The 18,087-nt window shown below is 70.1% G+C and carries 21 protein-coding genes; 7 read left to right on the top strand and 14 right to left on the bottom strand.

The window, feature by feature from the left end:
* Positions 1 to 101: 101 nt before the first annotated feature.
* From VFG40_RS10865 to VFG40_RS10845, 5 genes are all read right to left on the bottom strand, one after another.
* Positions 102 to 1,199, bottom strand: coding sequence for an acyltransferase family protein (locus tag VFG40_RS10865; protein WP_324897371.1), 1,098 nt, complete (start codon positions 1,197 to 1,199; stop codon positions 102 to 104).
* Positions 1,200 to 1,547: 348 nt separating this feature from the next.
* On the bottom strand, positions 1,548 to 3,029 hold the full coding sequence (locus VFG40_RS10860) for an amidohydrolase family protein (protein ID WP_324897370.1): 1,482 nt from the start codon (positions 3,027 to 3,029) through the stop codon (positions 1,548 to 1,550).
* Positions 3,030 to 3,124: 95 nt separating this feature from the next.
* Positions 3,125 to 3,559: a helix-turn-helix transcriptional regulator gene (locus VFG40_RS10855; RefSeq protein WP_324897369.1), complete on the bottom strand. Its 435-nt coding sequence runs from the start codon at positions 3,557 to 3,559 to the stop codon at positions 3,125 to 3,127.
* A gap of 42 nt (positions 3,560 to 3,601) precedes the next feature.
* Complete coding sequence (locus tag VFG40_RS10850) at positions 3,602 to 4,099, bottom strand: cupin domain-containing protein (RefSeq protein ID WP_324897368.1); 498 nt, start codon at positions 4,097 to 4,099, stop codon at positions 3,602 to 3,604.
* On the bottom strand, positions 4,096 to 4,623 hold the full coding sequence (locus VFG40_RS10845) for an OsmC family protein (RefSeq protein ID WP_324897367.1): 528 nt from the start codon (positions 4,621 to 4,623) through the stop codon (positions 4,096 to 4,098). The genes VFG40_RS10850 and VFG40_RS10845 overlap by 4 nt, the downstream gene beginning before the upstream one ends.
* Before the next feature lie 242 nt (positions 4,624 to 4,865).
* Between VFG40_RS10845 and VFG40_RS10840 the strand changes: the two genes are divergently transcribed.
* Positions 4,866 to 5,102 (top strand): tautomerase family protein, encoded by a 237-nt coding sequence (locus VFG40_RS10840; protein ID WP_324897366.1) that lies wholly within the window; start codon positions 4,866 to 4,868, stop codon positions 5,100 to 5,102.
* Here the strand turns inward: VFG40_RS10840 and VFG40_RS10835 are convergent.
* The 4 genes from VFG40_RS10835 to VFG40_RS10820 form a co-directional block, all read right to left on the bottom strand.
* Positions 5,059 to 6,138 (bottom strand): hypothetical protein, encoded by a 1,080-nt coding sequence (locus tag VFG40_RS10835; RefSeq protein WP_324897365.1) that lies wholly within the window; start codon positions 6,136 to 6,138, stop codon positions 5,059 to 5,061. The two genes, VFG40_RS10840 and VFG40_RS10835, sit on opposite strands and share 44 nt — an antisense overlap.
* Positions 6,139 to 6,250: 112 nt before the next feature.
* On the bottom strand, positions 6,251 to 7,666 hold the full coding sequence (locus VFG40_RS10830; protein WP_324897364.1) for an MBOAT family O-acyltransferase: 1,416 nt from the start codon (positions 7,664 to 7,666) through the stop codon (positions 6,251 to 6,253).
* A 109-nt stretch (positions 7,667 to 7,775) separates the two neighbouring features.
* Complete coding sequence (locus VFG40_RS10825; protein WP_324897363.1) at positions 7,776 to 8,480, bottom strand: glutathione S-transferase N-terminal domain-containing protein; 705 nt, start codon at positions 8,478 to 8,480, stop codon at positions 7,776 to 7,778.
* A gap of 135 nt (positions 8,481 to 8,615) precedes the next feature.
* Positions 8,616 to 9,296, bottom strand: a complete 681-nt coding sequence (locus VFG40_RS10820; protein ID WP_324897362.1) for a hypothetical protein — start codon at positions 9,294 to 9,296, stop codon at positions 8,616 to 8,618.
* A 308-nt stretch (positions 9,297 to 9,604) separates the two neighbouring features.
* Between VFG40_RS10820 and VFG40_RS10815 the strand changes: the two genes are divergently transcribed.
* The 3 genes from VFG40_RS10815 (at position 9,605) to VFG40_RS10805 (ending at position 12,516) form a co-directional block, all read left to right on the top strand.
* Positions 9,605 to 10,738 carry a Cache 3/Cache 2 fusion domain-containing protein gene (locus tag VFG40_RS10815; protein ID WP_324897361.1) on the top strand — a complete coding sequence of 378 codons (1,134 nt, stop codon included), beginning with the start codon at positions 9,605 to 9,607 and terminating at the stop codon, positions 10,736 to 10,738.
* A gap of 46 nt (positions 10,739 to 10,784) precedes the next feature.
* Positions 10,785 to 11,363 carry a DUF8082 domain-containing protein gene (locus VFG40_RS10810; RefSeq protein ID WP_324897360.1) on the top strand — a complete coding sequence of 193 codons (579 nt, stop codon included), beginning with the start codon at positions 10,785 to 10,787 and terminating at the stop codon, positions 11,361 to 11,363.
* A gap of 61 nt (positions 11,364 to 11,424) precedes the next feature.
* A complete protein-coding gene (locus VFG40_RS10805; RefSeq protein ID WP_324897359.1) occupies positions 11,425 to 12,516 on the top strand; it encodes an NAD(P)H-dependent flavin oxidoreductase in 1,092 nt (363 codons plus the stop codon).
* Here the strand turns inward: VFG40_RS10805 and VFG40_RS10800 are convergent.
* Both VFG40_RS10800 and VFG40_RS10795 read right to left on the bottom strand, forming a co-directional pair.
* A complete protein-coding gene (locus tag VFG40_RS10800) occupies positions 12,513 to 12,854 on the bottom strand; it encodes a TfoX/Sxy family protein (RefSeq protein WP_324897358.1) in 342 nt (113 codons plus the stop codon). The two genes, VFG40_RS10805 and VFG40_RS10800, sit on opposite strands and share 4 nt — an antisense overlap.
* Positions 12,854 to 13,369: a nuclear transport factor 2 family protein gene (locus VFG40_RS10795; RefSeq protein WP_324897357.1), complete on the bottom strand. Its 516-nt coding sequence runs from the start codon at positions 13,367 to 13,369 to the stop codon at positions 12,854 to 12,856. The genes VFG40_RS10800 and VFG40_RS10795 overlap by 1 nt, the downstream gene beginning before the upstream one ends.
* A 146-nt stretch (positions 13,370 to 13,515) precedes the next feature.
* Here VFG40_RS10795 and VFG40_RS10790 point away from each other — a divergent pair, with 146 nt between their 5' ends.
* Positions 13,516 to 14,670 carry an MBL fold metallo-hydrolase gene (locus VFG40_RS10790; RefSeq protein WP_324897356.1) on the top strand — a complete coding sequence of 385 codons (1,155 nt, stop codon included), beginning with the start codon at positions 13,516 to 13,518 and terminating at the stop codon, positions 14,668 to 14,670.
* A gap of 12 nt (positions 14,671 to 14,682) precedes the next feature.
* On the opposite strand, the gene VFG40_RS10785 is transcribed toward VFG40_RS10790, so the two are convergent.
* Complete coding sequence (locus tag VFG40_RS10785; protein ID WP_324897355.1) at positions 14,683 to 14,874, bottom strand: hypothetical protein; 192 nt, start codon at positions 14,872 to 14,874, stop codon at positions 14,683 to 14,685.
* A 173-nt stretch (positions 14,875 to 15,047) separates the two neighbouring features.
* Positions 15,048 to 15,923 (bottom strand): class A beta-lactamase, encoded by an 876-nt coding sequence (bla, locus tag VFG40_RS10780; RefSeq protein ID WP_324897354.1) that lies wholly within the window; start codon positions 15,921 to 15,923, stop codon positions 15,048 to 15,050.
* 169 nt (positions 15,924 to 16,092) lie between these two features.
* Between bla and msrA the strand changes: the two genes are divergently transcribed.
* Positions 16,093 to 16,617 carry a peptide-methionine (S)-S-oxide reductase MsrA gene (gene msrA / locus VFG40_RS10775; RefSeq protein WP_324897353.1) on the top strand — a complete coding sequence of 175 codons (525 nt, stop codon included), beginning with the start codon at positions 16,093 to 16,095 and terminating at the stop codon, positions 16,615 to 16,617.
* Between the two features lie 40 nt (positions 16,618 to 16,657).
* Here the strand turns inward: msrA and VFG40_RS10770 are convergent, their stop codons facing one another.
* Positions 16,658 to 17,122 (bottom strand): YybH family protein, encoded by a 465-nt coding sequence (locus VFG40_RS10770; RefSeq protein ID WP_324897352.1) that lies wholly within the window; start codon positions 17,120 to 17,122, stop codon positions 16,658 to 16,660.
* A 174-nt stretch (positions 17,123 to 17,296) separates the two neighbouring features.
* On the opposite strand from VFG40_RS10770, the gene VFG40_RS10765 reads away from it, so the two are divergent.
* A complete protein-coding gene (locus VFG40_RS10765) occupies positions 17,297 to 18,028 on the top strand; it encodes a DUF4386 domain-containing protein (RefSeq protein WP_324897351.1) in 732 nt (243 codons plus the stop codon).
* The last annotated feature ends 59 nt before the right edge of the window (positions 18,029 to 18,087 follow it).

The following is an 18,087-nucleotide window of genomic DNA, read 5'->3' as shown; positions in this document are numbered from 1 at the left end:
TCGGCAGTCGGGGCTGGCGGGCATCTTGGCGGTGCCGGCCCGTGCTGTCGACCGCGATGGCACGCGCTGCGCGTTCTGCCGGACGACGCCGGCCGGGCGACTTACGCCGCGGCGGGGATCGCGCGCTGCGCGGCGCGCCGCTGGCGCAGGCGCAACCCGGGTCGCTCCACCAGCAGGTGCAATGCCCCGCCCGCCGCCAGCGCCGCCAGCGCGTAAAGCCCGAACAGGGCGATTCCGTGCAGGCGCTCGCCCCAGCCCACCTGCACCAGATGGAAGGCGATCTTGTGCGTGAGGTAGAGGCTGTACGAGATGCTTGCGACCGGGCGTGCGCCCCACACGTGCCAGCGTCCGATCGCGCTGCCCGGCCCCGCCGCGGCGAACACCAGCAGGCCGATCGCCGCCGACAGCAGCGGCCAGCCGAACGCGTTGGGCAGCCACGCGAGGCGATCGCGGAACAGCCAGAACGCCAGCGCCAGCATCACCAGCCCGCCCCACATCGCCACCGTGGCGTGCGCCTGGGCGCGAGTCCACAGCTGCGGCCGGAAGACCTTGAGCGCGGCCAGCAGCACACCGGTCAGCAGCCCATCCAGCCGCGACCAGGTAGGAAAATAAAGATCCTCGATGTACCAGTTGCGCGGCGGGTCCAGCGCACGGTCGTGCAGCCACAGCGTGGTACGCACGGCGATGCCGCCCAGCACCAACGCCAGCGCCACGCCCTTCAGTGCCGCGCCGGACCGCCACCGCGCCAGCCCCATCGCCAGCAGCGGAAACAGCACGTAGAAGTGCTCTTCCACGCACAGCGACCACGCGTGCGAGAACGCCGGCTGCGCGTTGTAGTCGATCAGCAGGTTCAGCGAGAACGTCGCGAACTGCCACCACGGCGCCAGCCCCTCGAACTCGCGCACCGCCGGCGCCCACACGTACAGCGCCAGCACCACCGCAAAGGCCGGCACGATGCGGTAAGCCCGCCGTTGGTAGAAGTCCACCAGATCCAGCCACTCGCCGCGCGCCAGTGGCGCCAGCACCTGAGCGCCGATCAGGAAGCCGCTGAGCACGAAGAAGATGTCCACGCCCACCCAGCCGTAACGCGACAGCCACCCGAAGTGTGGCCCCAGCCCGCCGACGACCCAGGAGTGGAACAGCATCACCCAGACAATCGCGGCCGCACGCAGCGTGTCCAGGCCAGGGAGTCGTTGCATGGGGGCGGTCCATCGCGGCAAAGGGGGCGAGCATGCCGCGACCGTGGCGGCAAAACCACGGGCAGGCCATGGCGGAATGCGGGCAAGGTTGCGGTGATGGCGGCAGCGCGTGCCGTCGATCCCGGCGCCTCATACCGCCGCTCCAGCGACCGGTGGCGCGGATTGCTGATCGCGCAGGCTCGCCGCAGCGCGCCGTCCGGCATGCGCGGGCGTCCGGCCTCAGATCATCGCGCGCCTGCCTCGCAGCGTACTGCGCCGCTATGCTCGATTCGTCCACGCGCGGGCGCCAGCGACCAAACGGAGCCGCTGGCGCGCTAGCCGACCGCAGACATCACGGCGGCAGACCGATCACCGCAACCCCACCGTCCCGTTCGCCGCCTGCACCAGTTTCGCCGGGTCGTAGCCCACGCCATCCTTGAACACGGTGATTACCTTCTCGATGTCCTTGATGTTGCTTGCCGGGTTGCCGTCGATCAGCACCAGGTCGGCCACCTTGCCTGCTTCGATCGAGCCAATGGATTTTTCCTCACCCAGGAAGCGCGCGCCGTTGAGCGTTGCGATGCGAATCGCCTCCAGCGGGCTGAAGCCCGCCTCCACCAGCAGCTCCACCTCGCGCTGGTCGCCGTAGCCGGCGATCACGCCGCCGAAGCCGGTGGGATCAAGGCCGGCCAGCAGCGTGCCGCCGGCCTTTGCAAAGGCGTGCTCGAAATCCATCTCCAGCTTGAACAGCGCCGGCCACGACGAATCCTTCTGCGCCGCCACGCGCTCGCGCGTGGCGAGGTACTCGGTGCGCGTCTGCGGCAACATCGCGTCCAGCACGCGCTGATCCACCGGCGCGCGCCCGGGCACGAAGGTCTCGAACACCGGCAGCGTCGAGGTGACCGCCACGTGCTTGTCCACCAGGTGGCGGATCAGCTGGCGGATCTCCGGGCTGTCGACGGTGAGCGTGGCCAGGTGCGCGGAGGCGGCCTTGGTATCCGGACACACGTCGGGCTGCTTGCCCGCGGTGAATTCGGTATCCACCACCAGGCCGTGCTCGAGATCGTCGATGCCCAGGTCGGCGGCCTCGGTGAAGCCGATCGAGCACAGGTGGCCGGTGACGGTGATGCCCCTGGCGTGCGCCGCCGCGATGGCGGCGCTCAACTCGGCGCGGGTGATGTGCATGTAGGCCTTGAACGAGGTGGCGCCCTCGTCCATCCAGTACTCCACCGTGGCGCGCGCATCGTCCGCGCCGGTGAGCTCGTGCATCTGCGGCCCGAGCGCACCCTTGCCCTCCAGGTAGGGCCCGGTGGTGTGCATCTTCGGGCCGGGCATCAGGCCTGCGTCGATCGCCTTCTTCAGTTCCAGGTCGGTGTACGGCTCGGTGCTGCCGGTGGTGCGGATGGTGGTGACGCCGCCGGCCAGGTAGAGCTTGGGAAAGCTCGACGGCTGCTCCGGATAAATCGCCACCTTCGCCTGCGGGTTCACCTTCGGCGCCGGATAGAACATGTGGTCGTGCATGCCGACCAGGCCGGGGATCAGGCTCTTGCCGCTGCCGTCGATGACGGTGGCCTCCTTCGGGACGCGGACATGCCTGCCCAGCGCGGCGATCCGGCCGTCCCTCAGCACGACCGTCTGGTTTTCCCGCGCCGGCGCGCCGGTGCCGTCAATTACCCGAACGTGGGTGATCGCGATGAGCGGCTGCGCGTGGCTGACAAAGCCCAGCGTTTGCGGTGACAGCGTGACCGCACCGGTCGCGCCCGCGGCCGCGGCCCACAGCGTGCAGCCGAACAGCGGTCCGCAGACCAGGCGAGCGCAGCGAGGCACCCGGTTACGACGGTTGGACTTCATGATGATTACCCCTGCGACGGACCAGACGCGATTGAGGCATGGAACCCGCGACGCGGGATAGGGTGGACGCAGCATGGCTGCCGTCGCGCGGTGCCTCAGCGCGCGTGCAGCGACTGCACCTGGCTGCGCCGCCAGGTGGCGGGCGGTGCGCCGTACTCGCGGCGGAACGCGCGGCTGAAGGCGGTATCGGTGCGATAGCCCACGTCCTCGGCGATCCGCGCCAGCGGCACGTTGCTGCGGCAAAGCAGGTTGGCCGCCAGCAGCATGCGCCACTGCATCAGGTACTGCATCGGCGAGCTGCCCATCAGCTGGGTGAAGCGCTCAGCCAGCACGGAGCGCGAGGTACCCGCGGCGCGCGCCAGTTCCTCCAGCGTCCACGCGTGCGCCGGCTGCTGGTGCAGGGCGTTGAGCGCGCCACCGACGATGCGGTCGCCCGCGGCCGCCAGCCAGCCGGTGCGACCGGCGCCCTGCTCGTGCATCGTCAGGCGCAGTACCTCGATGAACAGCAGCTCGGCCAGCTTGGCCAGCACGCCGGCGCCACCCGGGCGCGGCGAGCGCGCTTCGGCGATCGCTTAGCGCAGCGAAGCCTCCAGCCACGCACCGGCGTTGCCACCGCGCACGTTCACGCGCACCAGCGGTGGCAGGCCGCCGAGCAGCATGCGCGCCAGCCGCGCGTCGCAGGCGAGGTAGCCGCACACCAGTCCGGTGGGTCGGCCACCACCGCCGTGCAGCAGCTTCAGCGGGCGGCGCGCCAGCACGTCCTGCAGCCGCGCGCCGCGCGGTGGCGTGAGCCCCGGCCCCGACGCCATGCGGTGCGCGTGGCCCTGCGGAAACATCACCACGTCGCCGGCCACCAGCCGCAGCGGCGCCTGCCCGGCCAGTTCCACCACGCACTCGCCGTCGGTGACCAGGTGAAAGATCACCACGCGCTCGGCATGCGGCTCCAGCAGCGGTGCGGCCGCGTCGGCATGCGGCGACTGGTAGCACCACGGCGCGGTGAAGCGCGCGTTGATGAAGATCGCACCGACCAGGCGCACGGCACGCAGGGTTTCGGAGAGCGCGTCCATCATGCGGCGTCGATCTGCCAGTCCAGCGGCAGCGCCTGTTCGACCGCGGCCGGCACCGGCGAGCAACTGCGGCTGCGCCGCACCAGCGCCTGCAGGGTCGGGGCCGGCACGCCGGCGGCGCGCAGGCGCACGCGCATCTGCATCGCGCACGGCGCCGACGGCACCGGCAGGCCGTCGGGGGCTTGCATGCCCAGCAGGCCGCGGGCATCGGATTGGCTGTCGGCGCGCACTTCCAGCTCGGTCAGCTCGATGCCGCAGGCGGCCGCCTCCATCGCAATGCGGGTGGCCGCGCACGACGCGAGCGCCGCGCGGAAAAGCCAGCCGGGCGTCGCGTGATCGCCAGTTCCGCCCAGCTCCACGGGCATATCGGTTACCAGCTGCGTGCCGTTGGGGTGGTCGCAGGCGATCCGCGCATCGCCCTGCCATCGGGCCACCGCGCCGGTATCGTCATGCAATCCGCGCTCGGGCCGGCGCTGCAGCACGTCGCGCATGCGCTGCATGGCTGCGGCCATCTGCTGTGTCGTCATGCGTCGACCCTCCGGCGGCGTGCCGATGGATTGTGGGCGCCTGCCCCGCCAGCGCCAAGTGGCCGCTGGCTCGCCGCGCGCGAGCCGGACGCGCGGGCAGGATCCGCGGACGCCAGAGCAACCCGGCGAACGCGCCCGACGCCCGGGCAACTTGCCGGGACGCACGGACAGGACGGCACCCGACCGGCAGCGCATCGTTCCGCCAGGGCATTCCGCCCCGCCGCAGTCCATGGAGAACCGTCATGCCCCTGATCAACGTGAAAGTCATCGAAGGCGTGTTTTCGCCGCAGCAGAAGGCTCAGATCATTCGCAAGTTGACCGACGCCATGGTCGAGGTGGAGGGCGAAGCGATGCGCGCCGTCACCTGGACGGTGATCGAGGAAGTCCGCAGCGGCGACTGGGCCATCGGCGGCAAGCCGCTATCCACCGCCGACGTCAGGGCACTGGCCGGGGCGGAGTCTGCGGCAGCGGCTTGCTGAAAGCGTCCTGCACCAGCGGCACCAGCGCGGCGGTGAACTGCCGCGCGGCCGGTTCGGACAGGTGCGACCACTCCGGCTGCTCCAGCCCCTGCAGCTGGGGGTAATCGGAGAACTCGATGCCGGGCGCGCCGGTACGCTGCAGCAGCACGTCCCAGCTCTGCGCGCGCGGCGCGACCCTCTGCTCGAACGCGTAGTACGGCCCCGTGACCGGCGCGCGCAGGAACACCACGCGCACGCCGCGGGCGCGCAATTTCGCCACCGCAGCCACTGCACGCGCGATCTGCTGCTGCGCGATCGCGCCGGCCTTTGCCGGCGTCTCGAACCCCGGCGGCGGCGGCGCGTTGATCTGCTGCAGCCAGATGCCACGCGCCAGCTCGCGGTAAGAGGGGTCGGTCACCAGCTTCGACCACATCCGCCCGTTGCGGTCGTAGTCGAAGTTGGCCAGCTTGCGCACCTCTCGGCGCGGGTGGGTGCCGGCGCGCACGGGCCAGGGCTGGCGCTTGATCACCGTGGCCAGCGCGAAGTCATTGCCATCGAAGGCGAGATAGGGCTCGAACAGGCGCATCGACAGCCAGGTGCCGATGCGCTGGGAAGGACTCTCCCGCGGCGCCTTGCGAATGGCCGCGCCGCGGTAGGCAAAGCCGCTGAAGAACAGCGACGGCGTCACCCCCACCAGCAGCCTGCCGGTGAAGTTGGGATCCCCGGCCAGATCCTCCAGCACCGGCAACGCCGAGGTGCCCTCCAGCGCCAGCTGGATCGGCCGCTCGCCGGTCATCTGCTGCCACACCGGCAACTGCACGTCGAACAGCGTGCGCGAGGAGCCGATCAGCACCGTCCCATGGCCTTCCCCGTTGTCGATGCGCCGGCGCTGCATGGCCCACTGGCCGTCGGAATTGGCGTAGGCCGGAGTCACGCCGAACGCGCGCCAGCGCCACTCCCACCCGCCCAGCAGCAGCAGCGCGACGGCCAGCGCGCCCAGCCAGATCCGGCCCCATGCCCGCGCGGGAATGTCCCGCTCGGGCACCGGCTGGGCCATGCCGGGACGATCCGACGCGGTAAGCCGCACGAAGCCCGGGCGGTCGGCATCGGCGACCCGGGGCGCGCCGGGAGGCACCGCGCCGGCACGGACGGGCGCCGCACCGGCCGGGTCAGAACTGGAAATAGATGAAGGCATTGCCATCCCCCTGTGCCGTCACCACGGCGAACGCCATTACCCCCAGCGCCAGCGACATCGGCACCGCGGGCGCCTGCTGCAACATCGACTCCAGCGTGCGCCGCCGCATGATCCAGTGCGCCAGCACGATGCCCGCGACGATCACCGCGGTGGTCACCAGGTACATGGTCGGCAGGATCGGCGGTGCGACGGCGTTTGTCCCGACCATGCCGCGCAGCATCGTCCATGCGCCGGCAAAACTGCGCGCCCGGAAGAACACCCAGGTGACGTTGATCAGCACGTAGGTGAGCAGGCCCAGCCCGAGCACCGCCAGCGGACTGGGTCGGTAGCCGGCGAACCTGCGCCGCAGCAGGCGCTCCACCGACAGGTACAGCCCGTGCAGCCCGCCCCACACCACGAATGTCCAGCTCGCTCCGTGCCAGAGCCCGCCCAGCAGCATGGTGCCCATCAGCGCCATGTAGGTGCGAGCCTCGCCGTGGCGGTTGCCGCCCAGCGGGATGTACAGGTAATCGCGCAGCCACGACGACAGCGTGATGTGCCAGCGCCGCCAGAAGTCGGAGAAGCCCACCGCGGCATACGGAAAGCGGAAGTTGTCCGGCATCGCGAAGCCCAGGCACATCGCCACGCCGATGGCGATGGTGGAGTAGCCCGCGAAGTCGCAGAAGATCTGCCCGCTGAACGCCAGCGTGCCGATCCACGCATCCAGCGCGCCCGGTGCGCCCGGCCCGTCGAACACCATCTCTGCCGCCTTGCCCAGGAAGCTGTCGGCTAGTACCACCTTCTGGAACAGCCCCAGCGTGATCAGCACCAGGCCGAACTGCAGCTGCCGGGCGGTGCCACGGCGCGGCTGCTCGAACTGCGGCACCAGCTCGGTCGGTCGCATGATCGGGCCGGCCACCAGGTGCGGGAAGAAGGTGACGAACAGCGCGTAGTCGAGAAACTTGCGCGCCGGCAGCGCCCGGCGCAGGTAGATGTCCAGCGTGTAGGACAAGGTGGCAAAGGTATAGAACGAGATACCCACCGGCAGCACGATGTCCCACGCCGGCGGCACGTAGTGCACGCCCACCGTCGCCATCAGCGCGCTGAAGTTTTCCAGCAGGAAGTGCCCGTACTTGAAGTACGCCAGCATGCCCAGGTTGGCCACCACCGACAGCAGCATCCAGGCACGGCGGATCAGCGGCCGCTCGGCGTGCACCAGCTTCTGCGCGGCGAACCAGTCGACCACCGTGGAGATCCACAGCAGGATCACGAACGGCGGGTTCCACGCTGCGTAGAACAGGTAGCTGGCTATCAGCAGGTTGAGTTTGCGGGTGGTCCACGAGAACGGCATCGCATGCAGCGCGAGCACGATCGCGAAGAACGCCAGGAAAGCGAGCGAATTGAAGACCACGTTGTGCCCCTCGTGCCGCGCACGCCCCCCGGCGCTGGCCGGAGCCTACTCTTGTCCGGGGGCGTCGGCGCAAACGGCGCCAGTGCGGGGCCGCGAGAGGCGCCAGCGCTCAGCCGCGGCTCGGAATCTTCAGCCCCCGCTGTACGGCCGGGCGGCCCATGGCCCGCGTCAGCCAGGCGCCCACCTGCGTAAAACTGTCGAAGTCGACCAGTTCGCGCGCCTCGTAGAACGTGATCAGGTTGTTCACCCAGCCGACCGTGGCGATGTCGGCAATGGTGTACGCCTCGCCGATCAGCCACGGGCGCCCCGCCAGTCGCTTGTCGAGCACGTCGAGCAGGCGCATCGACTCGTTCACGTAGCGCTCCAGCGGGCGCTTGTCCTCGATCTCCCTGCCGCCGAATTTGTTGAAGAAACCGAGCTGGCCGAACATCGGGCCGATCGAGGCCATCTGGAAGAACAGCCACTGGATGGTCTCCCAGCGGCCGGCCGCGTCGGCGGGGATGAACTTGCCGGTCTTGTCGGCCAGGTACAGCAGGATCGCGCCGGACTCGAACAGCGCCAGCGGCTCGCCCTGCGGGCCGTCCGGATCGATGATCGCGGGGATCTTGCCGTTCGGGTTGAGCGCCAGGAACGCCTCGGTGTGGCTCTCGCTCTTGGTGATGTCGACCAGGTGCGCCTCATACGGCAAGCCGGTTTCTTCCAGCATGATCGACGCCTTCACCCCGTTGGGCGTGTTGAGCGAATACAGCTGGATGCGGTCGGGATGCTGCGCCGGCCAGCGCGTGGTGATGGGAAAGTCGGCAAGTTTCGACATGGGCTGCTCCGGGTGGTTGGCGGGGGCATCGGCCGGGCGGCCGGCCGGGGGAAAGAGGAGACGGATCGTCATGGGCGCTCACCCTCGCAGCGCCCACGACACCGCCGCGTCAACGCCGGGAGTGAGGCAACCGCTTCAGCGCGCGGCGTGCATGCGCCGCACGCGCACGACCGCACCACCTTCGAAGTGCAGCACGAATGTCGCTCCCTCGTGCGCCTGCCCGGTGACCGGGACTGCCACCGGCGGCTGCGCCTGGAGCTGCGCCCGGTTGCGCGACACCTCCTGGCCGACCGGGATCAGCGTCATCGGCGGACTCATCGACTGGAAGTTCTGGAAGCGCGAGGCGCACAGCGCGCAGTCGCGCTGGATCACCGGCATCCGCTGCATCCACAGGAAGTATTTGTTCTCGTGCGCGATCCATACCCGGCCATCGCCGTTGTGCACGCGCCCCACCGCGCCGCCGGCATTCCACACCTGCACCACGTGAGCCTGCCGGCAGTCGGCCGAGGCGCATTCCTGCAGCACCAGGTACTCGTCGTCGTTGAGGTGGACCGGCTGCACGCTGAGTATGTCGTCCTTGACCAGCGGCTGGGCGGGAAACACCACCGTGGGCATGCGCGCGTCCACCCGGAAGTCGCCCGAAACCACGTATCCGCCGTGGGAGCGGGTATACGGCGCGGTTACGGTGACGCCGGGCAGCGCCTGGCCGGTCGTGGGCGGCGGCGAGCCATCCTGCGGCAAGGCCGATGCGCCGGCCGCAGGCAGTGCGGCCAGTGTCAGCGCCGCGCCGATGAGGAGGCAGATTGCAGGGGGCATGAAGACTCCAGGTCCATCTGGCATGACGCGCAGTGCCGGTGACCTTACGCCGAGGCGGCCGTCACCACCACTGCAAGGCGATGCCGTAGCGCCCTGACGGCAAGCGTGATCTGGCGCACATTTTCACGCGCGGGCGACGATCCGCCTGCATTGCGAAGGCGCCTGGACGGCTATTTGCAACGCGCTTGGGCTACGTTCGCACTGCGCTGCCAAGCCGCCATGCTGCGGTCGCGTTCCGGCCGGGACGGACCACCCGTCGACGGCATGGATCGGCGGCTGTTGCACGCCACACATTCAGGGGGAATGTCATGCTTCGTCACTCGCTGCGGGTTCGCCTGCTGCTGCCCGTGCTCGCTCTTGTGCTCGCCGTGGTCGTCGCGGTCACGCTGATCCTGGCCACCACCGAGGCCAGCCGCGTGCGGGCCGAGGCCTCCACTGCAATCGACCGCCAGACCACGGCCCTGCAGAGCCTGTTCTCGGTGACCCGGTCGATCATGCTCGACCGCGTGCACAACGCGATGCGCCTGCTGCGCAAGGAAGGCGATGCCGTCGGGCCGGCCAGCGTGGGCGGCAAGATCACCGTCCCCGGCCACGACGGCGAGGTCAACGACCTGCTGCTGGGCAGCGTGCCCCAGGGCAACCAGTTCACGCTGGTGGACAGCGTCACCGCGACCATGGACGGCACCGCCACGCTGTTCTCGCGCACCGGCGAGCAGTTCGTGCGCGTCTCCACAAACGTCAAGAAGGACGACGGCAGCCGCGCCATCGGCACCATCCTGGATCCGAGCGGACCGGTGATCGCGCAGATCCGCAAGGACGAGAGCTTCTACGGCGTGGTCGACATCCTCGGCAACCCTTACGTCACCGGCTACGAGCCGATCTATCCCGCCGGCGGCTCCAGCGCCATCGGCATCTGGTATGTCGGCTACAAGACCGACCTGGAATCGCTCGACCGCGTGATCAGCGAGAGCCGCGTGCTCGACTCGGGCTTCATTGCCCTGTTCGACTCCAAGGGCAAACTGCGCTTCCACTCCAAGACCGGCGCCACCACCGACCCCACCGCAATGGCGAAGATCGTCGCCACGGCGCCGGCCGATTGGGTGATCACCCGTCAGGATGTGCCCAACTGGGGTTTCTCGCTGGTCTCGGCGTATCCCCGCAGCGACGTCAACAACGTGATCGTGCGGCAGTCGCTGTGGATCGCCGCGGTCGGCCTGCTGGTGTGCTTCCTGCTGCTGGGCCTGCAGTCGGCGCTGATCTGGACCCGCGTGCTCAAGCCGGTGCAGCACCTCACCGCAGTGGCCGAGGAGCTGAGCCTGGGCAAGTGGAACCACACCATCGACGAGGTCAACCTCAAGGACGAGATCGGCACGCTGGCGCGGGCGATCGCCCGCCTCTCCAACAGCGTCCGACTGGCGATGGATCGACTGAGCAAGCGCTGAGGCATACCCTGCCCGCGCCCGCTCGAATGCATAGAGGCATACCGGCATGGCCAACGAGTTCCGCCCGCTGATTGAGATCCTGCGCGACCTGAAGGCGCTGGCGCTGCAGAAGGCGTCGGGCTTCTTTTTCGTCGTCACCGAGGACAACCACTCGTGCACGATCCGGCTGCGCAGCGGCCAGATCGAAGACGTGGTGTTCAGCCGTCATCGCAGCGACGAGGCGGTGCAGCTGCTGGCCAAGGTGCCGGCCGGGCGCGCCCGCTTCCAGGCCGACCCCGCCGCCGCGGGCGCGGCGCGCGTGTCGCTGGGCGAGGCGTCGCTGAGCTGGCTGATGGGCGGCTTCGAAAAAGGCAGTGCCGCCCCCGCCCCGTCTGCTGCGGCGCGCCCGCCCGCGCCGGCAGCCAACGTCAACGTGCAGGGGCTGTCCGCGGAGCAGCGGGCGACCATCGAGCGGATCGCGCTGAACTACCTCGGCCCGATTGCCGGCCTGCTCTGCGACGAGGCGCTGGAAGTGCCCGGCAGCATCGACCGGGCACTGGTGCAGATCGCCTCCAACCTGCCCGCGCGCGACCAGGAAGACAAATTCCTCGCCGAGGCGCGGGCGGCGCTGGGGCTGCGCAGCTGACGCCTGCGCCAGGGCCCCGCGCGCCGCGCGACAATGGCCGCCCGTTTTCGCGGAGCGTGCCATGGCGACCTGGACCGATACCCGGCTGACCCGACTGCTCGGCATCGAGCATCCGTTGCTGCTGGCGCCGATGGCCGGCGCGGCGGACGACGCGCTGGCCATCGCGGTGGCGCGCGCCGGCGGCCTGGGCGCCCTGCCCTGCGCCATGCTCGATGGGCCGACCATGGCGGCGCAGGTGGCGCGTTTTCGCGCCGCGGTGGATGCACCGCTGCTGTTGAATTTCTTCTGCCATGCGCCGCCGCCGGACGACCCGGCACGCGATGCGCGCTGGCGCGCCCGGCTCGCGCCGTACTACGCCGAGCTGGGCCTGCCGGCCGAGGCCCGCCTGCCGGATGTAGAGCGCCGGCCGTTCGATGCGCAGGCCTGCACGCAAGTGGAGCAGTTGCGGCCGACCGCCGTGAGCTTTCATTTCGGGCTGCCCGAGCCGGCATTGCTGGATCGGGTGCGCGCGGCCGGTATCCGGGTGATCGGCTGCGCCACCACTGTGCGCGAGGCGCGCTGGCTGGAGGCACGCGGCTGCGATGCCATCGTGGCGCAGGGACTCGAGGCCGGTGGTCATCGTGGCCTGTTCCTGGAGGAGTCGCTGGACTCGCAGGTGGGCCTGTTCGCGCTGCTGCCGCGCGTGGTCGACGCGGTCGCCGTACCGGTGATCGCCGCCGGCGGCATCGGCGATGGCCGCAGCATGGCCGCGGCGCTCGCACTGGGCGCGGCGGGCGTGCAGCCGGGCACCGCCTACCTGCTCAGCGACGAGGCGCGTATCCGCCCGGTGCACCGCGCGGCGCTGCAATCGGAGCGGGCCGCCGACACCGCAGTCACCGATCTTTTCTCCGGGCGACCCGCGCGCGGCATCGTCAACCGCCTCATGCGCGAACTCGGCCCCCACTGCCCCGATGTGCCGGCCTTTCCCCGCGCGGGCGAGGCGCTGGCGCCGCTGCGTGCACGCGCCGAAGCGCAGGGGCGCGACGACTTCTCCAACCTGTGGGCAGGCCAGGGCGCGCCACGGGTGCGCGCCGGTCCGGCTCAAACGATCACCCAGGCATTGTTATCGGACGCACAGCAGTGGCTGGGCCGGCGCGGCAACCACCACCACTAGCCTTTGGCCCTGGCCTTGCGTGGCGCCCGCGGCTTCGGCAGCGGCAATGCGGCGGCCGTGGCGCGCAGCAAGCGCCCGAGGCGCTCGCCGTCGTCCAGCACGGCGTCCATGCGCCAGTGCATCCTGGCGCCGGGATACGGCGGCGCCTCGTCGACCGCATCGAGCAGCGCCCGGCCAGCCTCGGTGGGTTTGACGAACAGCATGTTGTCGCACACCAGCGCGACCACGCGGTCGTCCAGATACAGCGCGTACTCGCCGAACATCCTGCGGTAGCTCAGTGCCGCGCCGAGTCCCGCCTGCTCGCAGACGTAATCGACGAAACCGACGTCCGAGGCCATCAGTGCTTCGCGGCGGCCGGCGCCGCCCCGGCACGCGCGGCGGGGGCGGTGGCGCAGCCGGTGGTCTGCATGCTGTAGGTGATGGCGGCGATGCGCCACTGGCCGCCCTCGTCCTGCAGCAGGGAGAAACTGTCGATGCCGCAGTGGGACAACTTGCCGTCGAGATGAAAATCGTACGGCGCCCACACCTGGGCGATGCCGTCGTGCATCAGCACCCGCGGCGACCAGATCCGTTCGCGCCAATCGCCGCCGCGGCTGGCGAGCACCTGCAGGAAGTCCTCGTCGTGCTCGAGCTTGATCCGTCCATCCGGGCCGCGCAGGGCGAACACCGCACCCGGCAACAGCAGGGCACGCATGCCGGCGGCATCGTGCCGGGCCATGGCGGCGAACGTGCGGTTGACGGTGTCGAGTACCGCCTTGTGGCCGGGCGGCGACGCGCTGGCGGCCAGCACGGGGGCGCTGGCGATCGGGAGCAGGCAAAGCAGTGCAGCTCTGAGCAGGCGATGCAGCGACATGGGTTGCTCCGGGAGGATGGACAGGAGCGCCAGCATCGCGCGATCGCCTACCGCCTGCACGTGCCGGTCGATACGTGCGGCACGGGTTGCACGGGCGGGCGGCCGTACCCATGACGAGGGCTTGTTGCCACCAACTCGAGGTGTCCATGCGTACTTTCGGCAAGCCAGCCCAGGGTGAGCGGCTGGAGCGCTTGCGCAGCCTGCCGCTGTGGGACGGCGAGCGGCTGCGCAACGTGCATCCGGTGCTACCGGGATTGCGCGATCCCACCGCACCGCGGCCGAGCCTGCGCGACCTGCTGCGCGGCGACGCCGACCGCAAGCCGCCCGCGCCGCTGCGCGCGGAAGATCCGCGCCAGCCCTGGCTCAAGCGTTCCGCCAGCGGCCTGCGCGCCACCTGGCTGGGCCATTCCACCGTGCTGCTGGAGATCGACGGCTGGCGCGTGCTGACCGATCCCGTCTGGGGCCAGCGCGCCTCGCCGTTCACCCTGCTTGGCCCGAAGCGCTTCCAGCCGGTGCCGGTGGAACTGCGCGACCTGCCGCTGGTGGATGCGGTGGTGATCTCGCACGATCACTACGATCACCTGGATTTCCCCACCATTCGCGCGCTGCGCAAGTCCCGCGTGCCGTTCATCACCTCGCTCGGCGTGGGCGCGCATCTGGAAGCCTGGGGGATCGCGCCGGAGCGCATCACCGAGCTGGAGTGGTGGCAGAGCCATCGCGTACCCGGCACCGGGCTCACGGTCACCGCGGCACCGTCGCAGCATTTCTCCGGCCGCGGCCTGAACAACCGCAACAGCACGCTGTGGTCGTCGATGGTGATGCAGGGGGAAAAGCACACGGTGTTCTTCAGCGGCGATACCGGGCTGACCACCGAGTACGAGGCGATTCGCGACCGGCTGGGGCCATTCGACCTGGTGATGCTGGAGGTGGGCGCGTTCCACCCGTCGTGGGGCGACATCCACCTCGGGCCGGAGAACGCGCTGGAGGCGCATCGCCTGCTCGGCGGCGGCGTGCTGATGCCCGTGCACTGGGGCACCTTCGCGCTGTCCACCCACGCCTGGGATCAGCCGGTGGAAACCCTGCTGCAGCAGGCCGACCCGCGCCACGCCCATCTGCTGCTGCCACGGCTGGGCGAGCCGGTGGAGCCGGCCGAGCGGCGGCCGGTGCTGCCGTGGTGGCGCGAGGCCAGCGAGCCGGACGCCGCGGACCAGCGGACAGCCCCGCAGAACGACGACGATCGGGCGAGCAACGAGAAGAACCAGGACAAGCTGGATGGCGAGATGCCCTGGCCGCTGGACTGACGCCGGCCGCGACTAAGGCGAGCGCGGCACGGGCGGGCCGCGCACGATCACCGCTGCCCATACCGTCATGCCTGACGCTCCGAGCGTGGCGATCAGGAAAATCGGTTCATGCAGCGGGGCGAAGCCCTCTGCGATCAGCCGCGCGACATGCGCCATCACGATCAGCGCGAACAGGCATCCGGTCACCACGACATAGGCACGCACGGCAGGTCTCCGAGGAGTGAAGTGGCCGACCAACAGGTCGGCCGCCCGCGCGTCCGGGCGCAGTCCCGGAGCCCCTCGCTTTCTACGCCTGCACCAGAGCCAATGCCAGCGTGCCCAGCCCCCGCAGATGCCGGAGCTGGTCGCGGGCCGGCACCCCGCGGCGCGGCCGACCATCAGAGTAACGAAGCAATCCGCCCCACCTCGGCCAGCACCGCATTGCGCCCATCGGCATCGGCGGACGAGCCGGCGTAGTAGGCGGTGACCAGCAGCGGCTTGCGTTGTGGCGGAAAAACGATCGCCACGTCGTTGCTCTCGCCCTGGCTGCCGCTGCCGGTCTTGTCGCCGGCGGTCCAGCCTGCGGGCAGGCCGGCGCGCAGCTTCTGAGCACCGGTGCTGCAGGCGCGCAGCCACCCGAGCAACCGGACCCGCGAGCGGTCGGACAGCGCATCGCCGTCTACCAGCAGCGCGCGCATGGTATCCAGCATGGCGTCGGGCGTAGTGGTATCACGCACGTCTCCGGGCGCGCCGACGTTGAGCTGCGGCTCGGTGCGGTCCAGCCGGGTCAGCGGATCGCCCAGGCGGCGCACGAAGGCGGTGACGGCGGCCGGGCCGCCGAGGCTGGTCAGCAGCAGGTTGGCCGCCGTGTTGTCACTCAGCGCGATCGCCGCCTCGCACAGCGCCTCCACATGCAGGCCGGGCGGGCCCACGTGCCGTTGGGTGACCGGCGCGTAGTTGAGCAGCACGTCGGCGCCGTAGATCACCGGGCGGTCGAGCCGTTCGGCGCCCTGGTCCACCCGCGCCAGCACGGCCGCCACCGCCAGCAGCTTGAACGTGCTGCACATCAGGAAGCGCTCGTCGCCCCGGTGAGACAGCCGCTTTCCGCTCCCCGTGTCCAGCACGCTGACGCCGAGCCGCCCGCCGTGGCGGCGCTCCAGCGCCTGCAGTCGTAGCACCAGCGGATCGCCCTCCGCGGCGAGAGCGGTGATCGGTCCAAGCGCGAGCGCGGAGGCGCCCCACAGGGCGCTTCGAAGAACATCACGACGGTGCATGGCAGGTCCTCATGGCGGGTGCGACAAAATAGCGTGCCACCGTAAACGCTGGTGCGGCGCGTGGCCCGTCCTTCCCATGGCAGCGCGCGGGCAATGCCGCTTGCGCCCGCGCTGGCCAGCCGCATATAGAAAGGCTCCACCACCTTGCCACCTGCCAGGAGCTGATCCGATGACCGAATCGACCGAACGTGCCGTGCTCGCCGGCGGCTGTTTCTGGGGAGTGCAGGAGCTGATCCGCGCGCAGCCCGGCGTGATCTCCACCCGCGTGGGCTACTCCGGCGGCGACGTGCCCAACGCCACCTATCGCAATCACGGCAACCACGCCGAGGCGGTGGAGATCGTGTTCGATCCGGCCGTGACCAGCTACCGGGCGCTACTGGAGTTCTTCTTCCAGATCCACGACCCCAGTACGCCCAACCGCCAGGGCAACGACCGCGGTGCGAGCTACCGCTCGGCCATCTACTACACCAGCGCACAGCAGAAAGCCGTTGCAGAGGACACCATCGCCGACGTCGATGCGTCGGGGCTGTGGCCGGGCAAGGTGGTCACCGAGGTCGCACCAGTCGGCGATTTCTGGGAGGCCGAGCCGGAACACCAGGACTACCTGCAGCACTACCCCACCGGCTACACCTGCCACTTCGTGCGCCCCGGCTGGCGGCTGCCGCGCCGCGCCGACGCCGCGTCGGCGACCTGACTCCACACGGCACCGACGGCCCCCGGCCGCCGGCGCCCGATCAGCTGGAATGGTCGAGGATGATCTTCCAGCCGGCGGGCGTCTTTTCCCACAGCAGCGAATACACGCCGTCATCGGCAGCGACGCTGCCATGGGCGGTGCGGTCGAGGTGGAAACGGCCGGTCACCACCGCGTAGCGCACGCCACCGTCCGCGCACGGCAGCAGCCGCACGTCGATGCCGGAGAAGGTCAGCTGGCCCATCTGCTCGCGCCCCGCGTAATGTTCGCGGTAGCTCGCCAGGATCGCCTGATAGCCCTGCCGTACCGAGCTGCCGACGAAAGTGGTGTCGGCGGCGTCCTTGTAGCCGTGCATGAAGCTCTCGACGTCGCCGCGGTTCCACGCCGCCTGCTGCTCGGCCAGCACCGCACGGATCGCGCCGGCCTCCCCGCTGTCGGCCGCGCGCCCGGCCCACGGCCACAGCGCCAGCATCAGAGCCAGCAGGCACCACCCATGAAACCTGTTCATCGCGCTTCGCTCCCGCAGCCGGATCAGGCGCCGAGCGTAGCGGGTTTCGCGCGGCGCGGCTGCCGGGCCGCGTGCCATCCGGCACTGCTTGCCACGAAGGCGAACCGCTAGCGTGCGCACTGGATCCCGGCCGCGTCGTGCGGGCAGGTTGTTCCGCACCAGGACGCACGCACCATGGCTCATCGCACTGCCGATCACTCTCCGCAGGCCCTCGCCCGGCTGGCTGGCGCGCTCTACCTGGTAATCATCGTCGCCGGTGCACTGGGCGAACTGCTGGTGCGCGGCCGGCTGGTGGTGCCGGGCGATGCGCTCGCCACTGCCACGCGCATCGGCGCCTCACCGATGCTGTGGCGTCTGGGCGTGGCGGGCGACCTGCTGATGCACGTGTGCGACGTCTTCGTGATGTGGGCACTCTACGTGCTGCTGCGTCCGGTAAGCCGTCGGCTCGCCCTGCTCAACCTGCTGCTCAACCTGATCCAGACCGCCGCGCTGGTGGCCAACAAGCTCACGCTGATGGTGCCGCTGCTGTTGCTGGGCGACGCGCCCTACCTGGCCGCGATCGATCTGGCACAGCGTCAGGCGTGGTCGCTGGCCGCGATCGAGCTGCACGAGTACGGCTTCGGCATCGGCCTGATCTTCTTCGGCTGCGTATGCCTGCTCGAGGGCTACCTGATCCGCACCTCAGGCTACCTGCCGCGCCTGCTCGGGATGATGATGCAGCTCGCTGGCGCGTGTTATCTGGTCAACAGCTTCACGCTGCTGCTGGTCCCGGCGATCGAGGCGCAGCTGTTTCCGGCGATCCTCATGCCTTGCCTGGTGGCGGAGCTGTCGCTGGCGTTGTGGCTGCTGCTCAAGGGCGTCGACCTGCCCGCCTTCACCCGGCGTGCGCTAGCCCGTGGCGGGTAAAGGTGTCGGCGAAACCCGAGCGTCTCCGCCCGGACTCGCGGCGGATGCGCGCGCTCGCC

It is taken from the genome of Dyella sp. (genome assembly GCF_035685805.1).
In the GTDB taxonomy this organism is placed as follows: Bacteria; Pseudomonadota; Gammaproteobacteria; order Xanthomonadales; family Rhodanobacteraceae; genus Dyella_A.
The sequence above is the reverse complement of the archived record's forward strand: the minus strand, read 5'-3'. Positions and strand labels throughout refer to the sequence as shown.

Coding starts and splice junctions, on each gene's coding strand:
- VFG40_RS10770 (WP_324897352.1), bottom strand. CDS start 17,122: ATGAACAGGTTTCATGGGTGGTGCCTGCTGGCTCTGATGCTGGCGCTG.
- VFG40_RS10790 (WP_324897356.1), top strand. CDS start 13,516: ATGCGTACTTTCGGCAAGCCAGCCCAGGGTGAGCGGCTGGAGCGCTTG.
- VFG40_RS10850 (WP_324897368.1), bottom strand. CDS start 4,099: ATGATGGACGCGCTCTCCGAAACCCTGCGTGCCGTGCGCCTGGTCGGT.
- VFG40_RS10765 (WP_324897351.1), top strand. CDS start 17,297: ATGGCTCATCGCACTGCCGATCACTCTCCGCAGGCCCTCGCCCGGCTG.
- VFG40_RS10865 (WP_324897371.1), bottom strand. CDS start 1,199: ATGCAACGACTCCCTGGCCTGGACACGCTGCGTGCGGCCGCGATTGTC.
- VFG40_RS10795 (WP_324897357.1), bottom strand. CDS start 13,369: ATGTCGCTGCATCGCCTGCTCAGAGCTGCACTGCTTTGCCTGCTCCCG.
- VFG40_RS10815 (WP_324897361.1), top strand. CDS start 9,605: ATGCTTCGTCACTCGCTGCGGGTTCGCCTGCTGCTGCCCGTGCTCGCT.
- VFG40_RS10840 (WP_324897366.1), top strand. CDS start 4,866: ATGCCCCTGATCAACGTGAAAGTCATCGAAGGCGTGTTTTCGCCGCAG.
- VFG40_RS10810 (WP_324897360.1), top strand. CDS start 10,785: ATGGCCAACGAGTTCCGCCCGCTGATTGAGATCCTGCGCGACCTGAAG.
- VFG40_RS10805 (WP_324897359.1), top strand. CDS start 11,425: ATGGCGACCTGGACCGATACCCGGCTGACCCGACTGCTCGGCATCGAG.
- VFG40_RS10800 (WP_324897358.1), bottom strand. CDS start 12,854: ATGGCCTCGGACGTCGGTTTCGTCGATTACGTCTGCGAGCAGGCGGGA.
- VFG40_RS10845 (WP_324897367.1), bottom strand. CDS start 4,623: ATGACGACACAGCAGATGGCCGCAGCCATGCAGCGCATGCGCGACGTG.
- VFG40_RS10835 (WP_324897365.1), bottom strand. CDS start 6,138: ATGGCCCAGCCGGTGCCCGAGCGGGACATTCCCGCGCGGGCATGGGGC.
- VFG40_RS10820 (WP_324897362.1), bottom strand. CDS start 9,296: ATGCCCCCTGCAATCTGCCTCCTCATCGGCGCGGCGCTGACACTGGCC.
- msrA (WP_324897353.1), top strand. CDS start 16,093: ATGACCGAATCGACCGAACGTGCCGTGCTCGCCGGCGGCTGTTTCTGG.
- VFG40_RS10825 (WP_324897363.1), bottom strand. CDS start 8,480: ATGTCGAAACTTGCCGACTTTCCCATCACCACGCGCTGGCCGGCGCAG.
- bla (WP_324897354.1), bottom strand. CDS start 15,923: ATGCACCGTCGTGATGTTCTTCGAAGCGCCCTGTGGGGCGCCTCCGCG.
- VFG40_RS10860 (WP_324897370.1), bottom strand. CDS start 3,029: ATGAAGTCCAACCGTCGTAACCGGGTGCCTCGCTGCGCTCGCCTGGTC.